This window comes from Psychrobacter sp. SWN149 (genome assembly GCF_015864565.1).
Lineage (GTDB): Bacteria > Pseudomonadota > Gammaproteobacteria > Pseudomonadales > Moraxellaceae > Psychrobacter.
Genome location: NZ_JADYWX010000002.1, coordinates 193,180 through 211,020 on the forward strand (window position 1 = coordinate 193,180; position 17,841 = coordinate 211,020).

The window sequence follows — 17,841 nt, forward strand, 5'->3', positions numbered from 1 at the left end:
AGGCAACCGAGTGTAGATGTATATTAAATACTTCAAGCGAGGTTAACGCAGTAATAATTTTATAGTGGAATGACTATAGTCTAGCCATTAAACCGCTTTATATATTATCCATCGTACCGATTGCTGGTCATCATTCTTTAACGTAGTTGAGTGTCATGCTGACAAAAAATACCCCGCCTAATCCTGCACCAGATGAAGATCCAGCACAGCGCGATGCGCGTGCGGTCAGGCGGTTTTATCCGCTCTCGTTTTTGCTCAAACTACTGGGGCTGATGCTCGTTATCCTTGCGATCATGTTTGCGATATTTTTCTATGCCGCAGGCACTGATGCAGGTACAAAGTTTATTTTAGAAAAAGTCAGTGCCGAGACAGGTATCGATTTTCAGTATGGACAAGGCAACTTGCGCGATGGTATCTGGGTGACAGATATCGATATCGAGGCCACAGAAGACCTTGAGATATTGGTAGACAAAGCTTATGTCAAGATAGGCTGGCGCGCGGTATTTGCAAAAGAGGTGCATCTGAGTGACGCCACGATACAAACCATTGAAATCATCAATAAGAAGCCTCCTACGGGTGAGCCGTTTGATTATAAGACTCTAAAACTGCCAGTCAATCTGCGTTTTGATCAAGCCACTATCAAAAAAGTCATTTATAAACAAGTCACCAAAGATCCCATCATCATCAATAACATCAAAGCACGTGATCTGACATGGGTGGGTAGTACTGTCACGGTCGGTCGCGGTGATTTACAGTATGCTGATATTGTCAAAGTCAGTGCCCTACAAGGTGAAATTGACCTGCAAGGCGACTATCCATTAGATCTGAGTGCGATTGCAGAAGTCAGTGCCCTCGAAAAAGCCTATATCGACCCGTTGAATATCACAGCAACAGGGACGCTAAAACGTACTGTGGGTAAAGTGCGTAGCCGTTATAACGATAACGACGTTCGCGGTGATTTCGTGGTGCAAGGATTGGATGCAGGATCGCCGTTTGATGCAAAACTCCAATGGGACGATATTTTTATCCCCTATGCAGAGGGTCAAGACATCCGCCTACAGAGCGGTATCGCGACAGCATCGGGTGTCATATCTGACATACGACTTCGTATCAATACTGACCTGACGGCCAAAGACATTCCCTCTGGCCACTATCAAGGCCGTGCGGTTATTGCCAACAGTCAGCTACGTATTGATCGCCTAGAAGCGGACGTGCCAGCGGGCCGCTTGGCGTTGCAGGGTATCTTGGACTGGAAAGAGGGTTTTGAGGCGACCATACGTGCGTCTGGTCGCAATTTTGATATTCGCCGTGCCATTCCTGATAAATATGCGGACTTTAAAGCCTACGCCCCAAAAACCCTTGATGGCAGAGTGTCCGTACGTTATCTACAGAAAAACAGCACGGGCAACACACAGATTGATGCTGACTTGCGTCAGCGTGATGGTGAGCATATTAATGCCAATATGATCTTTGGTAAAACATCAGCCAAGTCTACACAAGTAGCCCCTTTGTACATCGATGCGAAATGGGAAAACCTAATACGCCGTGATGTGCCCAATATTGGCAATATTGATAGTCCTAGCGGTCAAGCAGACGTCATTCTTCGCGGTTCACGTCTCTCAGTCGATGCCAATGCGGTCATCAATGAGCTCAATGCTGCTCCTAAAGGCAACTATGATGTGCGCTTACGTAAAGCAGGAGACATCATTGATATCAATCGTCTCAACTATAATGGTATTGTCGGCGACCTATCAGGGACTGGGCAGATTCAACTGGCCAATAAGAAGCGTCCACTGACCTGGCAGATCGATGCCAGTACCAAAGGCTTATTACCCAAAGAATACCGCAGCGACTTGCCGCTTGAGCGTCTGACCGGACGTATCAGTGCGCGTGGTCGATTGCTAAATATCACCAAAAGTGGTGTCAGTGGTCAGCGCCATGTCATAACACTAAACGACACAGATATGCAGGCACAGCTTGATACCACGCAAAACGGTCGTACCATCGGTATCAAAGGTAGTGGTGATGCGAGCGTCGATATCGTCGGCGGTGAGATGTCTGTCTTCGATGTACGTTTTGATGGTCAGGTCGATACGGCAGACGTACCAGCGGGCCGTCTCTCTATTGATGCTGCGGGCACACCAAAACTGATTCGTGTTCGGAAACTCAATTACAATGGTGAAGCGGGTGCAGTCAAAGCCAATGGTGTCATAGATTTACGTAAAAACATTGGTTGGACGATTGATGGCCGCTTTGATCAGTTCAATGTGGGTTACTTTTTGCCTAACAATCCAGCCATCATTACAGGGGATCTAAAAACCAGTGGTGAGTGGCAAAATGCGCCCAAAAATAGCGCAAATGTCACCGGTAAATTACAGCGTTTCGCGATTAATTTTGACGGTGTATTGGATGCTGAGCAATTGCCAGCAGGCAAGTTATCCATCGAGGCCAGTGGCGATAGCCAGTTGATTCGAATCAAGCGATTCCGTCACGTAGGCGCTGCGGGCAGTATCAATGCTAGTGGTACTGTCGATGTCCGAAAAGGTATTGCTTGGGATGTCAATGCGGTGATGGATCGCTTTAACATCGGGTATTTTCTAAAGGATACGCCAAGTCGTATTACTGGCACGATCGATACTGATGGTAGTTGGGGTGACACGCAGCAAATTATCAATATCAAGCAAGTAAACTTAAGTGGTATGCTAAAAGGTCAGCCGCTCAGTGCGAAAGGCAGACTATCGGCGAAGATGCGTTTACCAAAAGATTTGGCAAGCTATCTTAAACGACTACAAACACAAGATGCCCAAGCACAGTACAAGCAAGTCAACGCCTTAATAGATAGCTTAAATGCCAATAACTTGGTGCTGCGTTGGGGTGACAATTACGTCACTGCTAATGGCAATGCCAAGCAACTACAAACCAAAATCAACATCACTAGCTTAGACCAGCTATCAAGTCAGCTGGCGGGTAAAGTCACTGGTGGTGCGACGTTATCACAGCCAGCAGGTCAGGCGTTACCCACCATTTATATTGATTTGGTCGGAGAACGCCTTGCCTTGCCAGGTTTTGTACTGCGTCAAGGTCGGGTACGTGGCAAGCTGGTCAATTTAGCCAACAGTCCAAGTCAGCTTATCATTACAGCTGAGGGCTTGGATGCTGCTGGGCAAAGTTTTGATAACATCAAACTGTCGCTTAATGGTACCGAAAAAGCTCATGTCATTGATCTGAATGTTGCCAACAAGCGATTGGATGTGGGTGCGAGAATCAAAGGTGGCTTTGATCGAGACAAGCTCAGCTGGTCAGGGATAATCGGCAAAGGCCGTGTCAAATCAAAGTATGCGACCTTAAATCAGCTGCAACCTGCACAACTGATTGTGAACCTACCGAATGACCAAAATGGTAAAAACAGTGATCTAAAAGTACAGCTTGCCGCTCATTGTTGGCAAGCGACTGACCAAACAGGTAAGTTATGTCTGCGTGAAAATTTGGTGGCCTCGCCAGACAGTGGAGAGGTTAATATTGCGCTACAGAACCTAGATACGTCATTATTTTCGGTTTTCTTACCAAAAGATATCGACTGGAATGCCAAGATCAATGGTAAAGCGATTGTCGGTTGGAAACGTGGTCGTCCACCAACCATCAACACCACGCTGTATTCAGACAATGGCAAAATCGGTCTGCTGCAAGATGGTGATAGTACTCCTGTGACGTTGTCTTATAAGCGTGTCTCACTCATTGCCTTGTCAGTACCTGAAGGCATTAAACTGCGTACGGATATCAATACCGGTCGCGGTGCTCGCGGCTATGCCGAGGCTATCGTGGATCCTTATAGCACACCCAAGCCCATCTCTGGCGCGCTGGTGCTTAATGAGCTTGATCTGGCGATATTTAAGCCGTTCTTCCCTGGTATGCGTGTCTTAAAAGGTAACGTGACAATGGCAGGCGGACTGGGCGGTACACTAGAAAAACCGCAGTTCTATGGTGATGTCAAACTCTCTAATGGCCGTATCGCGATGCTGGATCTGCCCGTGAATCTGACCAATGTGAATACAGAAGCCAAAATTCGTGGCACACAGGCCACCATCGCTGGTACCTTTAATAGTGGTGAAGGAAAGGGCACTCTAGACGGTACGGTCAATTGGCAGCAGAAGCTACAAGCCAAGCTGAGTATCGTTGGTGAGCGCTTGTTGATTACGCAGCCGCCGCTACTGGTGGCTGAAATTGACCCTGATATCGACATCATCGTTCGACCAGGCGACCGCTATGTGGATATCAAAGGTGCCATTAGTGTCCCAACGGCGACGATTCGTCCGCCAGAGGCCAGTGAAGACATAATCACTCAGACTGAAGATGCGGTGGTGCTAGATCGTCGTTTGATTGGCAATATCGATGAAGTATTGGCTATCTCCAAGCCTTGGTCGATCAATGCGGATATTGGTGTCGACTTGGGTGATGATATTAACTTTCGAGGCTTTGGTGCGGTTATTCCTTTGGCAGGTGCTATTAACATCACCCAAAATGGCACAGGTATTATGCGAGCCAAGGGGGTCGTTCAGGTCTCACGTCGTACCAATATCAATGCCTTTGGCCAAAGCTTGGAGCTGAACTACGGGCAAGTGCGTTTCAATGGCGATGTGATGAAGCCTAGCCTCAGTATTGAAGCTGCCAAAACCATCAGTGGTAAAACCGTTGGCTTACGAGTCAAAGGCTCTACTGAAAGCCCCAATATCGTTGTCTTTAATAATGCCGGATTGACCCAGCAGCAAGCGATGAATGCGTTGGTCACCGGTCGTATCGATAATAAGAGCGCCACCCAGATCAGTGAGCAAGGGTTCAAGTCGCAGGTGACCAATAATTTAGCCGCCGCTGGATTGAGTTTTGGCCTTAGTGGCACACGTACTTTAACCAATCAAATAGGTCAAGCGTTTGGGTTGCAGAGTCTGACGGTTGATGCCTCAGGCAGTAGCGAGGACACCAATGTCAATGTCACCGGTTACGTGACGCCTGATTTATATATCCGCTATGGCGTGGGCGTTTTTAATGCTCAGAACAGTCTTTCTGTTCGTTATCAGCTCACACGCCGCATTTACGTTGAAGCCAGTTCAGCAGCAGAAAACGCAGTCGATGTGGTTTATAGTTGGCAGTTCTAAACGTCATGCTATAGTCAGAGAACGACTAAACTACTACGATGTTAGTCTGCCTAAATGTACTACTTGTACCATCTGCAGTCGACTGCCTTGTGGCAATTTTAGACTTCTTTGACTCTAAATGACTGTTGATAGCTAACAGCTATCTCAACTAATGATGACCATAGTAATTTTTAACCAATAAAAAAACGCCTTAGTATCTAAGGCGTTTTTTTATCAGTAGACATCGAGTGATGTTCATTCTATTTGGTTAGAATTAGGCGGTTATTACGAGTTAAGCGCAGACGATATTCTTCACCTTCATGTTCGATACGCACTTCTTTGGTCAAAGCAAACAGATGCTGTGACTGTAATGTAGGGAGACGGTTTTCGCGGCAATTCAAATAACGAGAGATGACCATGCTCATAATAAAATCCTTTTGATAAAAAATAGCTGAGTAGCGATAACAGTAAGTAATCGTCTTTAACGATAATAATTATCATTTAGATTGAATGTTTTTGCAAGACAATTGATAAAATAAAATGCAGTTATTATGTAAACTTATCTAAAGCAGTTGTTATAAAGCCTATCTTATTCGAGATGAACCATAATTATTGTATTTTAAATCAGTAACTTAAGTTATATTTCTACTATTTCCTAATATTTTCGTATGACTGAATATACTCTAATAAAAATAAACAACGAAGGACAAAACCATGCCAATCGAACCAAATAACCAAGAAATAAACCAAATCATAGATAAAAAAGTAGTCATCGTAAACGTTGCAGTCGCTGTTATTCATCATAAAGAGCAGTATTTGCTTGGGTTTAGAAATGCTACCCAACATCAAGGCAATCGCTATGAGTTCGTCGGCGGTAAGATTGATGCCAATGAGAGTGCAGAACAGGCATTGGTTCGAGAAGTCGCTGAAGAAACAGGTATTGCTATAGATAATGACATTATCGTCAAGCTTGGTCGTTTGCATCATGACTATGGTGACAAGCAGGTTGTACTACAGGTTTACAAGATTGAGCTGACAGCGCAGCAATACGAGCAGCATAAGCATTGCGAATATGGATTAGAAGGGCAGGCGCTGACATGGGTGGATAAGTCTAAGCTATTGGCAGGTGAGTATCCCTTGCCCGCTGCAAATAAAACGATTCTAGAGTGGCTGAGGTTGCCAACGCAGATAACCATTACCTATCCATTATCACATTTTAGCGAATGTTCTGATCCAGCGGCAGCATGGTTACAGTATCATCAAACCCATTTAGCACCAGAGTCTTTGGTTTATATTAGAACAAAAGAAGCTGATGCAGAGCGCTCAGGCAATCTAGCAGCGCAATTGATGCATGGTCGTCCAGACGTTCAAGTAATTGTACCTTATGGTACTGATAGCCAAGTTGTTGACGTTGATAAGTCAATACTGATTAAAGATGAAAATATCTCTCATCAAGTCGTTGCAAATCATTTGACCCATACGGCATTAATGCAATGGCTTGAAAGTGTTTCAGACACTTCTGAATCTGAGCATTGTTTATCGGATGACTTTCCATTGATAATCAGCTGTCACGATATTGGCAGTATTGAAGCGACCAACAAACTCGCCAGTGCTCGAATACAGCAACAGCTACCGCCAGTGATCGGTATTTTCATCTCACCAGTATTAGCCACTCATACGCATCCTGATACTGTACCACTTGGTTGGGAGGCATGGTCTACCTTAGCACAGCTAGCCGATATGCCAGTCATTGGTTTGGGCGGTCTATCACCCACGATGATAGATCAAGCGTTAGCACATGGCGGTATCAGTGTTGCTGGTATTCGTCAGTTTTTTAACAGTGAAAAATGAGAAGGAATTCGACTTATATTGAGCCTATTATTTGTTGAAAATTATCAGGAATATCACTGATTTTTCTGATATTTATCCAGTAAGTAACTATGTTTTTATTAGGTGTTTGTTCTAACGCATAAAGACCTAGTTACTTACAAACCGTTGCGTTTCCCTACATTGCGACACTGTTTTAATAGTCAAGTTGTCCTTAATATAGAATACCTAATTAAAGAGTGTTTACTCTATCATTCATAAGCAAACTGTTTATTATTCATTAGCAAATTGCCTATGAAAATATATTTTGACCCTTGCAATAACATCAAATTCTGTAGCGCTGGTTTACTTATTAGACACGCTTTTTGAATTTGGCGACGTTCAGAGAGTTAGACTAGATGGATAAATACACAAAGAATTTTTCACAGTCATTATTAATAACGGTAATTCTATGAAAGCCAACAAGTTACCTAAGTCAGGATGGTCTGATTCACAGGAAGCTGGTTCTCAATCTCAGCAGACTAGCCAGTCAAGCAGTTATTATCTGGATAAAGATAATGCGCAAAAGGCAGGCTATGCCAGCAATGATGCTAGCTACAACCATGACGAATCGAATGATGAGTATCCGAGCCATTCGGTAAAAGACACGTCTTCGCAAGATAGCTATTTTGGGTACAAGAGTGCTGTCAAAAGCCTGTTAAAGGCAAAAGAGTCTGCTATGTCTGATAACGACATTACAAAAAATAATGATTCGAAAAGCAGTCTTGAACAGTCCCAAGGACCAACTCTGCCTGCGCCACTGACCTTAGCATCTGTAGATGATCAAATAAAAACATCAAAAGATAAGTCTGAGCATAGAGATTCTGAACAAGAAACCGATTCGTCATCGGATACCACTCACTCATCATACAAAGAAATACCGGAGCGCGTATTTATGAATGGACTGATCAAACATACAGGCATTGCATTAGCGATTATTATACCGTTAGCAGCGTTCTCAGCTTATGCTGCGACGCCACCAGTCAATGCAGCGTCTATGGCTGCTACCAATGCAACGATGGATAAAATGACAACAGAGACGCTATCTATCGAACCAAGCGCCATCATTCATAAGTCTGCAAATACACCAACCACAGTGGATAGCGTTGACCTCGAAAAGTATGCTGGAACATGGTATGAGATAGGGCGTTTACCAATGTACTTTCAGCGTAAATGTGCAGGCGATGTTACGGCCAATTACGCCCAAAAAGCTGATGGAAAAGGTATAACTGTCACTAACAAGTGTATGGCGGAGGATGGCTCTGAGATTATAGCTGAAGGTCTTGCCAAGACAGCGGATGATACGGGCAGTAAGCTGAAAGTTACGTTCCTGCCTTCTTGGATTCGTTGGTTACCAGTTGGCCGTGCCGATTATTGGGTACTAGCACGTGATGCTGATTATAAAACGGCATTGGTCGGCACACCTGACAAAGATTATTTATGGCTATTGGCTCGTTCGCCTAATGTGAGTCAAGAAACCTATTCTAAATATCGTCAGATTGCACAACAACAAGGTTATGATTTAAAAGAATTTAAGCTCACACCGCAAACCAATCAGACGGTGAATTTAACACCATAATTGATATAAATGTAAAACGTTAAATTCGATTGTAGAATGAGTTTTTATATCTGATTGAGAACTGGTTACCATCAGGTTAGTTCAATTAATAAAGATTGATAGCAACTCTCATTCAAAAAAAACCTAATAAGGCAGCATATATGGCTGCCTTTATTTTTATTGCTGTCTATATATGAGTCTGTACATGAGAACCAAACCTATTATGCATACTAGCTAATCGGTTACTACTGGCAAAATGAGGCGTTTTAGGCTAAAATCTATGCGATTCAAATACTCTAGCGTCAATAACCCATATTGATAGTGGTTGATTATCATATTAGAGTCGCCATTTAGAGCATACACAACCCATCTATTTCATACTTCTTCATATTTTATTGATCATACATTACTGACCATAAGGATGTTTCTCGTGAGCAACGCTGATACCTTACGCCAATTACATCAAGACCACTTAAGCAACTATAATAATCAAGAGCAACAAGCGATTGAGCTAATGGGGTTATTGAATAAGCTCTATAATGCGCAAGACGTACAAGTGACCTTGTTCGGCGAAACGCTAGACTCTACCTCAGTTGGTCAAATACTCGCTTTGCATCAAAAAGTTGCGTTGCGTGACCATGGCGCTAAGTCTATTGATATCGCTGATACGTTAGCGATGGTAAAAGTCATCGCAGAGAGCAAAGATATCCAAGCCACTCGTATCGATGTTGGTCAATTGATTGCTAATGACACTGACGTACAAGCTGCGCTAAAATCTGTTAATAATGCAGGTGCCGTGAATGGCGCGACAGATGTTGTATTATATGGTTTCGGCCGTATTGGTCGTATCTTGACCCGTTTATTATTGGCGCAAGCATCAAGTGCAAAAGGTATGCAGTTAAAGGCTATCGTCGTACGCCCAGCAGCTGCTGGTGACTTGGCCAAACGTATTTCATTGCTTGAGCGTGATTCGATCCATGGTAGATTTTTGGGTGGCATTAGCATCGATGATGACAACAATGGCATGATTATTAATGGTCGTTTTGTACAAGTTATCTATGCTAAAGACCCTAGTGAAATCGACTACACCGCTTACGGTATCAACGATGCTCTCGTTATCGATAACACGGGTATCTGGAAAGACGAAGCAGGCCTTGGCAAGCATTTACAGTCTACTGGCGTGAGAAAAGTACTACTGACTGCCCCTGCTGGTGGTGACATCAAAAACGTCGTTTATGGTGTGAACAATGACACGGTTGGTGATGACACTATCGTTAGTGCTGCTAGCTGTACCACCAATGCTATTACGCCAACGTTGAATGTGTTGAATGATGAGTACGGTATCGAAAACGGTCACGTAGAAACCATCCATTCATTTACCAATGATCAAAACTTGGTTGATAACTATCATAAAGCAGACCGTCGTGGTCGTAGTGCTGTCATGAACATGGTTATCACGAGCACAGGCGCGGCAAAAGCAGTTGGTAAAGCATTACCCGCATTAAGTGGTAAGCTAACGGGTAACGCTATCCGTGTACCGACACCAAATGTCAGCTTAGCAATTTTGAACTTAACGCTTAAAACGGCACCAGAAAGTGCTGAAGCGTTGAATGAATTCTTGCGTAAAATTGCTAACAGCAGCACTTGGCAGTCGCAGATTGCGTATACCGATTCTACAGAAGCCGTATCAACAGATTTCGTTGGCACGACTCATGTCGGTATCATCGATGCGCAAGCGACTATTCTGACTGGTAATCAAGCCATTGTGTATGTTTGGTATGACAACGAAGTAGGTTATAGTACTCAGGTATTGCGTCTGGCGACACAGATGGCCGGAATTAGCTACACTCAGATTCCTGCATAGAACGCTAAATATAACAAACCAGTCTTCTGATATTGTGTAAATTGGTGCAGTCATACTGCAAAATTTGCCATAATAGCGTCTGGTTTGGATAGCTTGATATTGCGTTAGCTGTCATACTTAAACACCCGATAGTCCGATTGATTATCGGGTGTTATTTTCATATTGAATATCAAATACAAGTACAAGTAGCGTGCTTTTAGCACTTATGTTGTCCCAATATTTTTTGTGACAACACAGTAAAACCCCATAATATAACCGTTGGTTGTAACCAGTATATAAACTGGATTGTGAATTAAGGAAAGTAAAATGCGATTTATTGATGAAGCCGTCGTAACGGTAAAAGCAGGTGACGGTGGTAACGGAATCGCCAGTTTTCGCCGAGAAAAATATGTCCCACGTGGTGGCCCTGATGGTGGTGATGGTGGTAAAGGCGGAGATGTTTATGTCATTGCAGAAGATAATACCAACACCCTAGTTGACTATCGTTATACCCGTCGTCACGACGCCATGCGAGCTGAGAACGGTCACAGTAGAAACTGTTCAGGCAAAGGCTCTGATGATTTGTTTTTACCAGTACCTATCGGTACCACGGTCATTGATACCGAAACAGATGAAGTATTGGGCGATTTGATTGAACTTGGTCAGACGTTACTGATTGCCAAAGGTGGCGATGGTGGTTTGGGCAATACCCACTTCAAGAGCTCTACCAACCAAGCACCGCGTAAAGCGACGTCAGGTTTTGAAGGTGAGTTAAAAGTTCTTAAATTTGAGCTCAAAGTAGTGGCCGATGTTGGCTTGATTGGTTTGCCTAATGCTGGTAAATCTACCTTTATTCGTCAAGTTTCTGCTGCTAGACCAAAAGTGGCTGATTATCCATTTACTACCCTCGTTCCGAATTTGGGTGTGGTCGATATCGGTCGTCATCGCTCATTTGTGATGGCAGATATTCCAGGTTTGATCGAAGGTGCTTCAGAAGGCGCCGGACTTGGCATTCGTTTCTTGAAGCATGTGGCGCGTACTCGTCGCTTGTTACATGTGGTTGATGTACAACCAATTGATGGCAGTGATCCAGTAGCCAACGCTCGTGTTATCTTGAATGAACTTGAACGTTTTTCGCCTGAATTATCCAACTTGCCTCAGATTTTGGTATTAAACAAAATCGATCAGGTGCCTGAAGAAGAGTTAGATGAGCTCTGTACCCATATTGTCGCCGAGCTTGAGTGGACAGGTGATGTATTTCGCACCTCAACCTTAATGGGTGAAGGGACTGATGCGGTTAAATATCATTTGATGAATGAAATTGAACTAGAGCGTGAGCGTGAACTAGAAGATCCTATCTTCGCTGAAGCACAAAGAACCCGTTTTGAGCGCTTAGAAGTAGAAGTCCGTCTGAATACTGAAGCGCAGCGTGAAGCCTATCGTGCGGCTCGCAAAGCAGCACGTGAAGGGGTAGACTTAAATGACGATGATGACGACTTTGATGATGAAGACGGTGTCGAGGTGGTTTACGTTCCATAAGTGAACAAGCTTGAACTGATGTACCTGAATTTTTTAATCAATTCATAAGATAAAAAGGAGTTTATATGGCAGATGACATAGCAAACACGACCGAAGAAGCAAGGTTTATTAAACAAACTCGCAACTTTGATATTAAGCGCGTTATTGTCAAGATTGGCTCGTCGTTGTTAACCAATAACGGTCGAGGGCTGGATCGAACTGCCATATACGAGTGGGCCAAACAGATTGCTAAGCTGCACAAGCAAGGCGTCGAAGTGCTACTAGTATCGTCAGGTGCTGTTGCTGAAGGTGTGGTACGTATGAACCTTGAGGAGCGCCCTAAAAAGCTAGCTGCACTACAGGCCTGTGCTTCTATTGGTCAAATGGGTTTGATTGAAACATGGTGGTCAGCTCTGATTCAGCATGGTATCCAAAGCTCGCAGCTACTACTGACGCATGATGATTTGTCTAATCGTAGCCGTTATCTCAATACGACAGGTGCACTGACGCAATTATTAGAATGGCGCGTGTTACCTGTCATTAATGAAAACGACACCATCACCATTGATGAAATCAAGTTTGGTGATAATGACACATTAGGGGCAATGGCAGCAGCGATGGTCAATGCTGATCTGTATATTATCCTCACCGATCAAGATGGTGTGTTTACAGATAACCCACGTGACAATCCTAATGCAAAAATGATTCGTCAAGAGCGTGCGATGGCTGATTATTTGTTTGATATCGCCGGAGATGGCGGCAAGCTCGGACGCGGTGGTATGCTCACCAAAATCCGTGCTGGTCGTCTTGCTGCAATGGGTGGCTGTCCAACCGTTATCGTAAGCGGCGCAATTGATGACGTTATCACTCGTGTGGTATCAGGTGAAGCGGTTGGTACGCTATTGACGACTAACGATGAAGACAAGATTATTGCCCGTAAGCAATGGCTGGCGGCTCACCTGCGTATGTCAGGTAGCTTGGTTGTGGATGCAGGTGCTGCAAAGGCACTGACTGAGCATAATAGAAGTCTACTACCCGTTGGCGTTGTTGAAGTCCGTGGTGGTTTTGATGAAGGTGACGTGGTTGAAATTATTCATCAAGATACCGGTGAGCGTCTCGCAGTCGGGCAAGTCAACTTTTCATCGCAGGATGCGCATCGAGTAGCACGTGAGCGTACCGAACAGTTTGATAAGATTTTTGGTAGTAGTGAAGAGCGTGTGGTCATGGTACATCGTGATAACTTGGCATTAACCGTATAGTCAATTGATGACGCATCGTTTGTATTAGTGAGTAGGGCTTGTTTATGGTTTTAGACAAGCCTTACTTATTAGTGACAGACAGATAGGTCATACATGGTTTTTTACGTTCATACACAAGTATCAGTTTATGATGTGGCTATTATAAATGAGAGCAATACCCTTTAATCAGCATAGATGCTGACCCTGTATCATAGGTATTAATCAATTTTTATTTAATTTATTTAGCACAGTATTTTTAAAGAATGATAAATACTGTGTGTTTCGGAGATTTGTACATGAGTGCTTTAGACAACAGTGACTCGGCCCAGCAGCAGTTTGCGCCTCTAAAAAACGACAGATTGCTACGTGCGCTACGCTTCGAGCCTATCGATACCACCCCAGTTTGGATGATGCGTCAAGCAGGTCGTTATTTACCAGAATATAAAGCAACTCGTGCTGAAGCGGGCGACTTTATGAGTTTGTGTAGAGATACAGACCGTGCCACTGAAGTGACTTTACAGCCACTGCGTCGTTATGATTTAGACGCTGCTATCTTATTCAGTGACATCTTGACTATCCCTGATGCCATGGGACTGGGTCTATATTTTGAAGCGGGCGAAGGTCCTAAGTTTAAGCATCCTATTCGTACACAAGCGGATCTTGATAGAATACCAAAGCTTGATCCGACCGACTCTCTTGATTATGTCATGCGTGCGGTGACGAGTATTCGTAAAGCGCTGAATGGTCAAGTGCCGTTATTTGGTTTTTCTGGTAGCCCGTGGACGTTAGCTACGTATATGATTGAAGGCGGCAGCTCAAAAGACTATCGCTATACCAAAGGTTTTTTATACAGTAATCCTGATTTTTTACATCAACTATTGGATAAATTGGCAACGTCTGTCATTGATTATCTAGATGCGCAAGTAGTTGCTGGTGCCCAAATTTTACAGATATTTGACAGTTGGGGCGGCGCGCTTGGTCATCGTCAGTTTATTGACTTTTCTCATGCTTATAATAAGCGTATTGTCGCTGAACTAAAGGTACGCCATCCGGAAATACCAGTGGTATTGTTTACGAAAGGTGGTGGGCTATGGTTAGACATCCAAGCTGATAGCGAAGCCGATGCTTTGGGCCTAGACTGGACGATGCCGATTGACCGTGCACGTCAAGTATTGACTGACAGTCAGCGCCAGTTGACCAAGCAGCATAAAAAACTACAGAGTAGCAAAGCCATCCAAGGTAACTTGGATCCAGCAACCTTGTATGGTTCACCTGCAACGATTCGCACTGAAGTAAATGCAATGCTAGATAGCGCTTATGCGAGCGGCGAAAAAACAGGTTATGTTGCAAACTTAGGTCATGGTATCACCCAGTGGGTCAATCCTGACAATGCAAAAGTGTTTATTGATGCAGTGCACGATTACAAAATCTAAAGTTTGGATATGCAAAGCTTATAAGCGTCAACATAGACGTTATATTTATCTGCTATTTACTGAGTAAAAGAAAAAAGGATATCTTATGATTTCAGCAGCGATTGTTGGTGGTACAGGTTATACAGGCATTGAGCTGATTCGCTTATTATCTGCTCATCCTGAAGTATCTATTGATTTGCTAACCTCGCGTAGTGAAGCTGGTACTCGAGCTGATGAGATATTCCCAAGCTTACGCGGTATATCAGATATCGTCTTTAGCGACTTAGGTGACGATACGCTTGCGACGCTACAAAAGTGTGATGTGGTGTTTTTTGCGACACCACATGGCGTGGCAATGCAACAAGCTGAAGCGCTTACTCAAGCTGGTGTAAAGGTCATCGATCTGGCGGCTGATTTTCGCTTGCAGTCATTGACTGATTTTGAGAAATGGTACAAACAGTCACATGCGTGCCCTGAGCTATTAAAGACAGCGGTTTATGGATTGCCAGAGATTAATCGTGACAAGCTGGCAGATGCGTTAGTAGTGGGCAACCCTGGCTGTTACCCAACCACTGCCATTTTGGGTTTGAAGCCAATCATTGAAGCACAAAATAAACAAGCAGAACGTTTGATTGAATCTCGCATTGTTATTGATGCAAAGTCTGGTGTGTCTGGCGCGGGTCGTCAAGCCTCGCTTGCGCTCAATTATGCTGAATCAACAGATAACTTTAAAGCTTATAGCGTCGAGGGGCATCGTCATCTACCTGAGATTGAGCAGGGTGTTGCACAATTATTAGATAGTCAGTTTACCCATCGTATTCGTTTTTTACCGCATTTAGTACCGATGATACGTGGCATGCTCAGCTCTATTCACATGGAGCTCACGGATGCAGGTGCTATGATTGATTGGCAGCAAGCATTTGAAGCGTCTTATGTCTCAGAGCCATTCGTTGACGTCATGCCAAAAGGTATTTATCCTGACACACGCAGCGTGCGCGCCAGCAATCGTTTACGTATCGCTGTCCATCAGGACAATGACCGTGCTGAGCTGACGGTGATTGTAGTACAGGATAACTTGGTCAAAGGTGCTGCAGGACAGGCCGTCCAAAACATGAACGTTATGTTTGGGTTTGATGAATCGATGGGACTGAATTTTGCGCCTATCGTACCTTAGTACGAGATTTTTTGCGGCTAAGTCATTCATATTTATGCTACTAGGTATTGATTATAAATTCCGCTATAATGACTTGCCCTTACTCTTAAGAGATACTGTCTAAATGCGTTTTAAGCTTGTACTACGCTTTTGCCCACAGCCAACACGTCCATCGTGTCCAGATTTTGCTATTGATGATTTGCAGAGCAAGCAGTGTCTCCTGAGAGATGATGATGATTTTGTAAATGCTAAAAATATGACTCAGCGCGGTGCATCGACACTGGTATTGGCGTTATTTGTATTGGCAGTGCTTGTGACAGCTGTGGTCGGATTGATGTTCGGTCATAAACTTGGCTATCAGCGCGGCTTGCACTCAATGCAAACAGAAGCCAAGCAAGCGATTATTAATGGCAATGAAGCCACGAAATCGCTTGAAGATTTGCGGCTTAGCAATAAAATAGCGACCAATCAAGCAGCGACCTCTAAACAGGAGCTGGCTATCAGTTTGGCAAACTTGAAAGAGTTGCGTGAAAACCAGCAAGCCATGACAGTAGAAAACAAGCAAGTCACACAGCTTAATGAGTTCTATGCCGATTTTATTAGTGAAAAAGGCGGTATGCCTTTGCAAATATTGGGCGCCAAGATTGAGCCATTACCTGAAAACGCTTTTGAGTATGGTTTTGATATCGGTATGCTCAGCAGCGATGGTCAAGCCAAGCGCTTAAGACCCACGTTGACGTTATTGAATAACGATGATTTGGTAGAAGTACCATTAGATCCTACCAGCTATACAATTGAAGGTATCGTTCGCATACGTGGTCGTTTTGTGATGCCATCAGGATTTAGGCCGTTACAAGCTAAATTGACACTCCAGTCGGGTGCTCAGAAAATAGAGCAAATATATGATTGGAAGCTTGGGAGCCGTGTCGATAATATGTTGCCCTCGCTATTAGATTTACCAGATGTTGATCAAAGTCCTATTTCAGAGTAACTGCTGAATCTTGCCTTGACTGACTGACTGCCTTGCTTGAGAGTATTCATGCAGGGTTGGACATGTTGTATTTAAGGTATCAATCATTCATAGTCAGTACGCTTTTTAACATTGCCTAGGTGGGTACTACTGATTTCAATCCCTGTGCTCTAAGCGATATGGCGACTCTGTTCCAATAAATCTTCTTTCTTAAACTCATCTCACGATTGTATTCCGATTATGACAAAAAAAATGATATTACATAGCATGCCAACGATTGCTGATTGGCACCTGCCAAGTACGCCTGTTCACCGTGCACAAGATAGTGACACTGATGGTGAGACGTCACCACAAGCTGACGTGCTGGTTGCCGAACCAGAAGTAGCCAAACCACCTATGTATGCGGTAGTGATGTACAACGACAACTACACTCCGATGGAATTTGTGGTCTACGTACTGCAATCAGAGTTTCGTCATAGTACAGACTCTGCAGTCGAAATCATGCTGACGATTCATAACAACAGTAAGGGTATCGCTGGTATTTATCCAAAAGATATCGCTGAAACCAAAGCCAAAAAGGTAAACAGCTTGGCGCACCGTGAAGGTTATCCGCTATTAACTCAGATTGAGCCGCATCAAGGCGAATAACGGCCACTGCTATGCATTTATTTTTTACAAACCCAGTTTCTGTATAATTAGCGGGTTTTTGCATAATCCGATAGTGCTTATCAATAGCTCACTTTTATTGTGAGCTTATTATTTTCTGTCTTGTTACTATTCAAATCATTGTTAAATTGACCATATAAATCCTCATTAAATTATTCTAACTTTTTCTTCTCTTGTTCATTCTATTGTTATTTCTCTTTTTTTGGCTATCTATCTTCTTAAACGTGGATAATCTGCGTCCCAGCTCCCTTTGTCTGCTGTTAGCATGCTTTGATACACTTTAGTCTGCGTTAATAGATTGACTCTATCCAAATATCGTGTTGATATAAAGAAAAGCGAACCAGTATTGTTGCCATCATTGCCAACCGTCACATAAACAGCGGCAGTGGTTGAAAATTCTATGGTTCATACGATGTATCTGTGGTTTCTGCGTCTATTCGATTTCCAATAATACAAATATAGCCCTTGAACAATGCATCTATCGCCCT

Annotated in this window: 11 protein-coding genes; 10 read left to right on the top strand and 1 reads right to left on the bottom strand. The window is 43.6% G+C overall.

The window, feature by feature from the left end; all coding sequences use genetic code 11:
- Window positions 1–155 precede the first annotated feature (155 nt).
- Window positions 156–5,150, top strand: coding sequence for a translocation/assembly module TamB domain-containing protein (locus I6E86_RS03580; RefSeq protein ID WP_197175373.1), 4,995 nt, complete (start codon window positions 156–158; stop codon window positions 5,148–5,150).
- 239 nt (window positions 5,151–5,389) lie between these two features.
- Here I6E86_RS03580 and hemP read toward each other — a convergent pair whose 3' ends face one another.
- Window positions 5,390–5,548, bottom strand: coding sequence for a hemin uptake protein HemP (gene hemP / locus I6E86_RS03585; protein ID WP_227672156.1), 159 nt, complete (start codon window positions 5,546–5,548; stop codon window positions 5,390–5,392).
- A gap of 295 nt (window positions 5,549–5,843) precedes the next feature.
- Here hemP and I6E86_RS03590 point away from each other — a divergent pair, with 295 nt between their 5' ends.
- The 9 genes from I6E86_RS03590 to I6E86_RS03630 all read left to right on the top strand — a co-directional run bounded on the left by I6E86_RS03590 (window position 5,844) and on the right by I6E86_RS03630 (window position 17,335).
- Entirely contained in the window at window positions 5,844–6,980 is a 1,137-nt protein-coding gene (locus I6E86_RS03590) for an NUDIX domain-containing protein (RefSeq protein ID WP_197175374.1), read from the top strand.
- Between the two features lie 427 nt (window positions 6,981–7,407).
- The gene (locus tag I6E86_RS03595) at window positions 7,408–8,574 is read left to right on the top strand and encodes a lipocalin family protein (protein WP_197175376.1); all 1,167 of its coding nucleotides are present in this window, start codon (window positions 7,408–7,410) and stop codon (window positions 8,572–8,574) included.
- A 400-nt stretch (window positions 8,575–8,974) separates the two neighbouring features.
- The gene (locus I6E86_RS03600; RefSeq protein WP_197175378.1) at window positions 8,975–10,417 is read left to right on the top strand and encodes a glyceraldehyde-3-phosphate dehydrogenase; all 1,443 of its coding nucleotides are present in this window, start codon (window positions 8,975–8,977) and stop codon (window positions 10,415–10,417) included.
- 306 nt (window positions 10,418–10,723) lie between these two features.
- Entirely contained in the window at window positions 10,724–11,935 is a 1,212-nt protein-coding gene (gene cgtA / locus I6E86_RS03605; protein WP_197175386.1) for an Obg family GTPase CgtA, read from the top strand.
- A 65-nt stretch (window positions 11,936–12,000) separates the two neighbouring features.
- Window positions 12,001–13,173: a glutamate 5-kinase gene (gene proB / locus I6E86_RS03610; protein WP_197175388.1), complete on the top strand. Its 1,173-nt coding sequence runs from the start codon at window positions 12,001–12,003 to the stop codon at window positions 13,171–13,173.
- Window positions 13,174–13,448: 275 nt separating this feature from the next.
- Complete coding sequence (hemE, locus tag I6E86_RS03615) at window positions 13,449–14,585, top strand: uroporphyrinogen decarboxylase (protein WP_197175390.1); 1,137 nt, start codon at window positions 13,449–13,451, stop codon at window positions 14,583–14,585.
- Window positions 14,586–14,670: 85 nt separating this feature from the next.
- On the top strand, window positions 14,671–15,738 hold the full coding sequence (gene argC, locus I6E86_RS03620; RefSeq protein ID WP_197175392.1) for an N-acetyl-gamma-glutamyl-phosphate reductase: 1,068 nt from the start codon (window positions 14,671–14,673) through the stop codon (window positions 15,736–15,738).
- 103 nt (window positions 15,739–15,841) lie between these two features.
- Window positions 15,842–16,708, top strand: a complete 867-nt coding sequence (locus I6E86_RS03625; RefSeq protein ID WP_197175394.1) for a hypothetical protein — start codon at window positions 15,842–15,844, stop codon at window positions 16,706–16,708.
- A 231-nt stretch (window positions 16,709–16,939) separates the two neighbouring features.
- Window positions 16,940–17,335: an ATP-dependent Clp protease adaptor ClpS gene (locus tag I6E86_RS03630; protein ID WP_197175396.1), complete on the top strand. Its 396-nt coding sequence runs from the start codon at window positions 16,940–16,942 to the stop codon at window positions 17,333–17,335.
- Window positions 17,336–17,841: the final 506 nt, after the last annotated feature.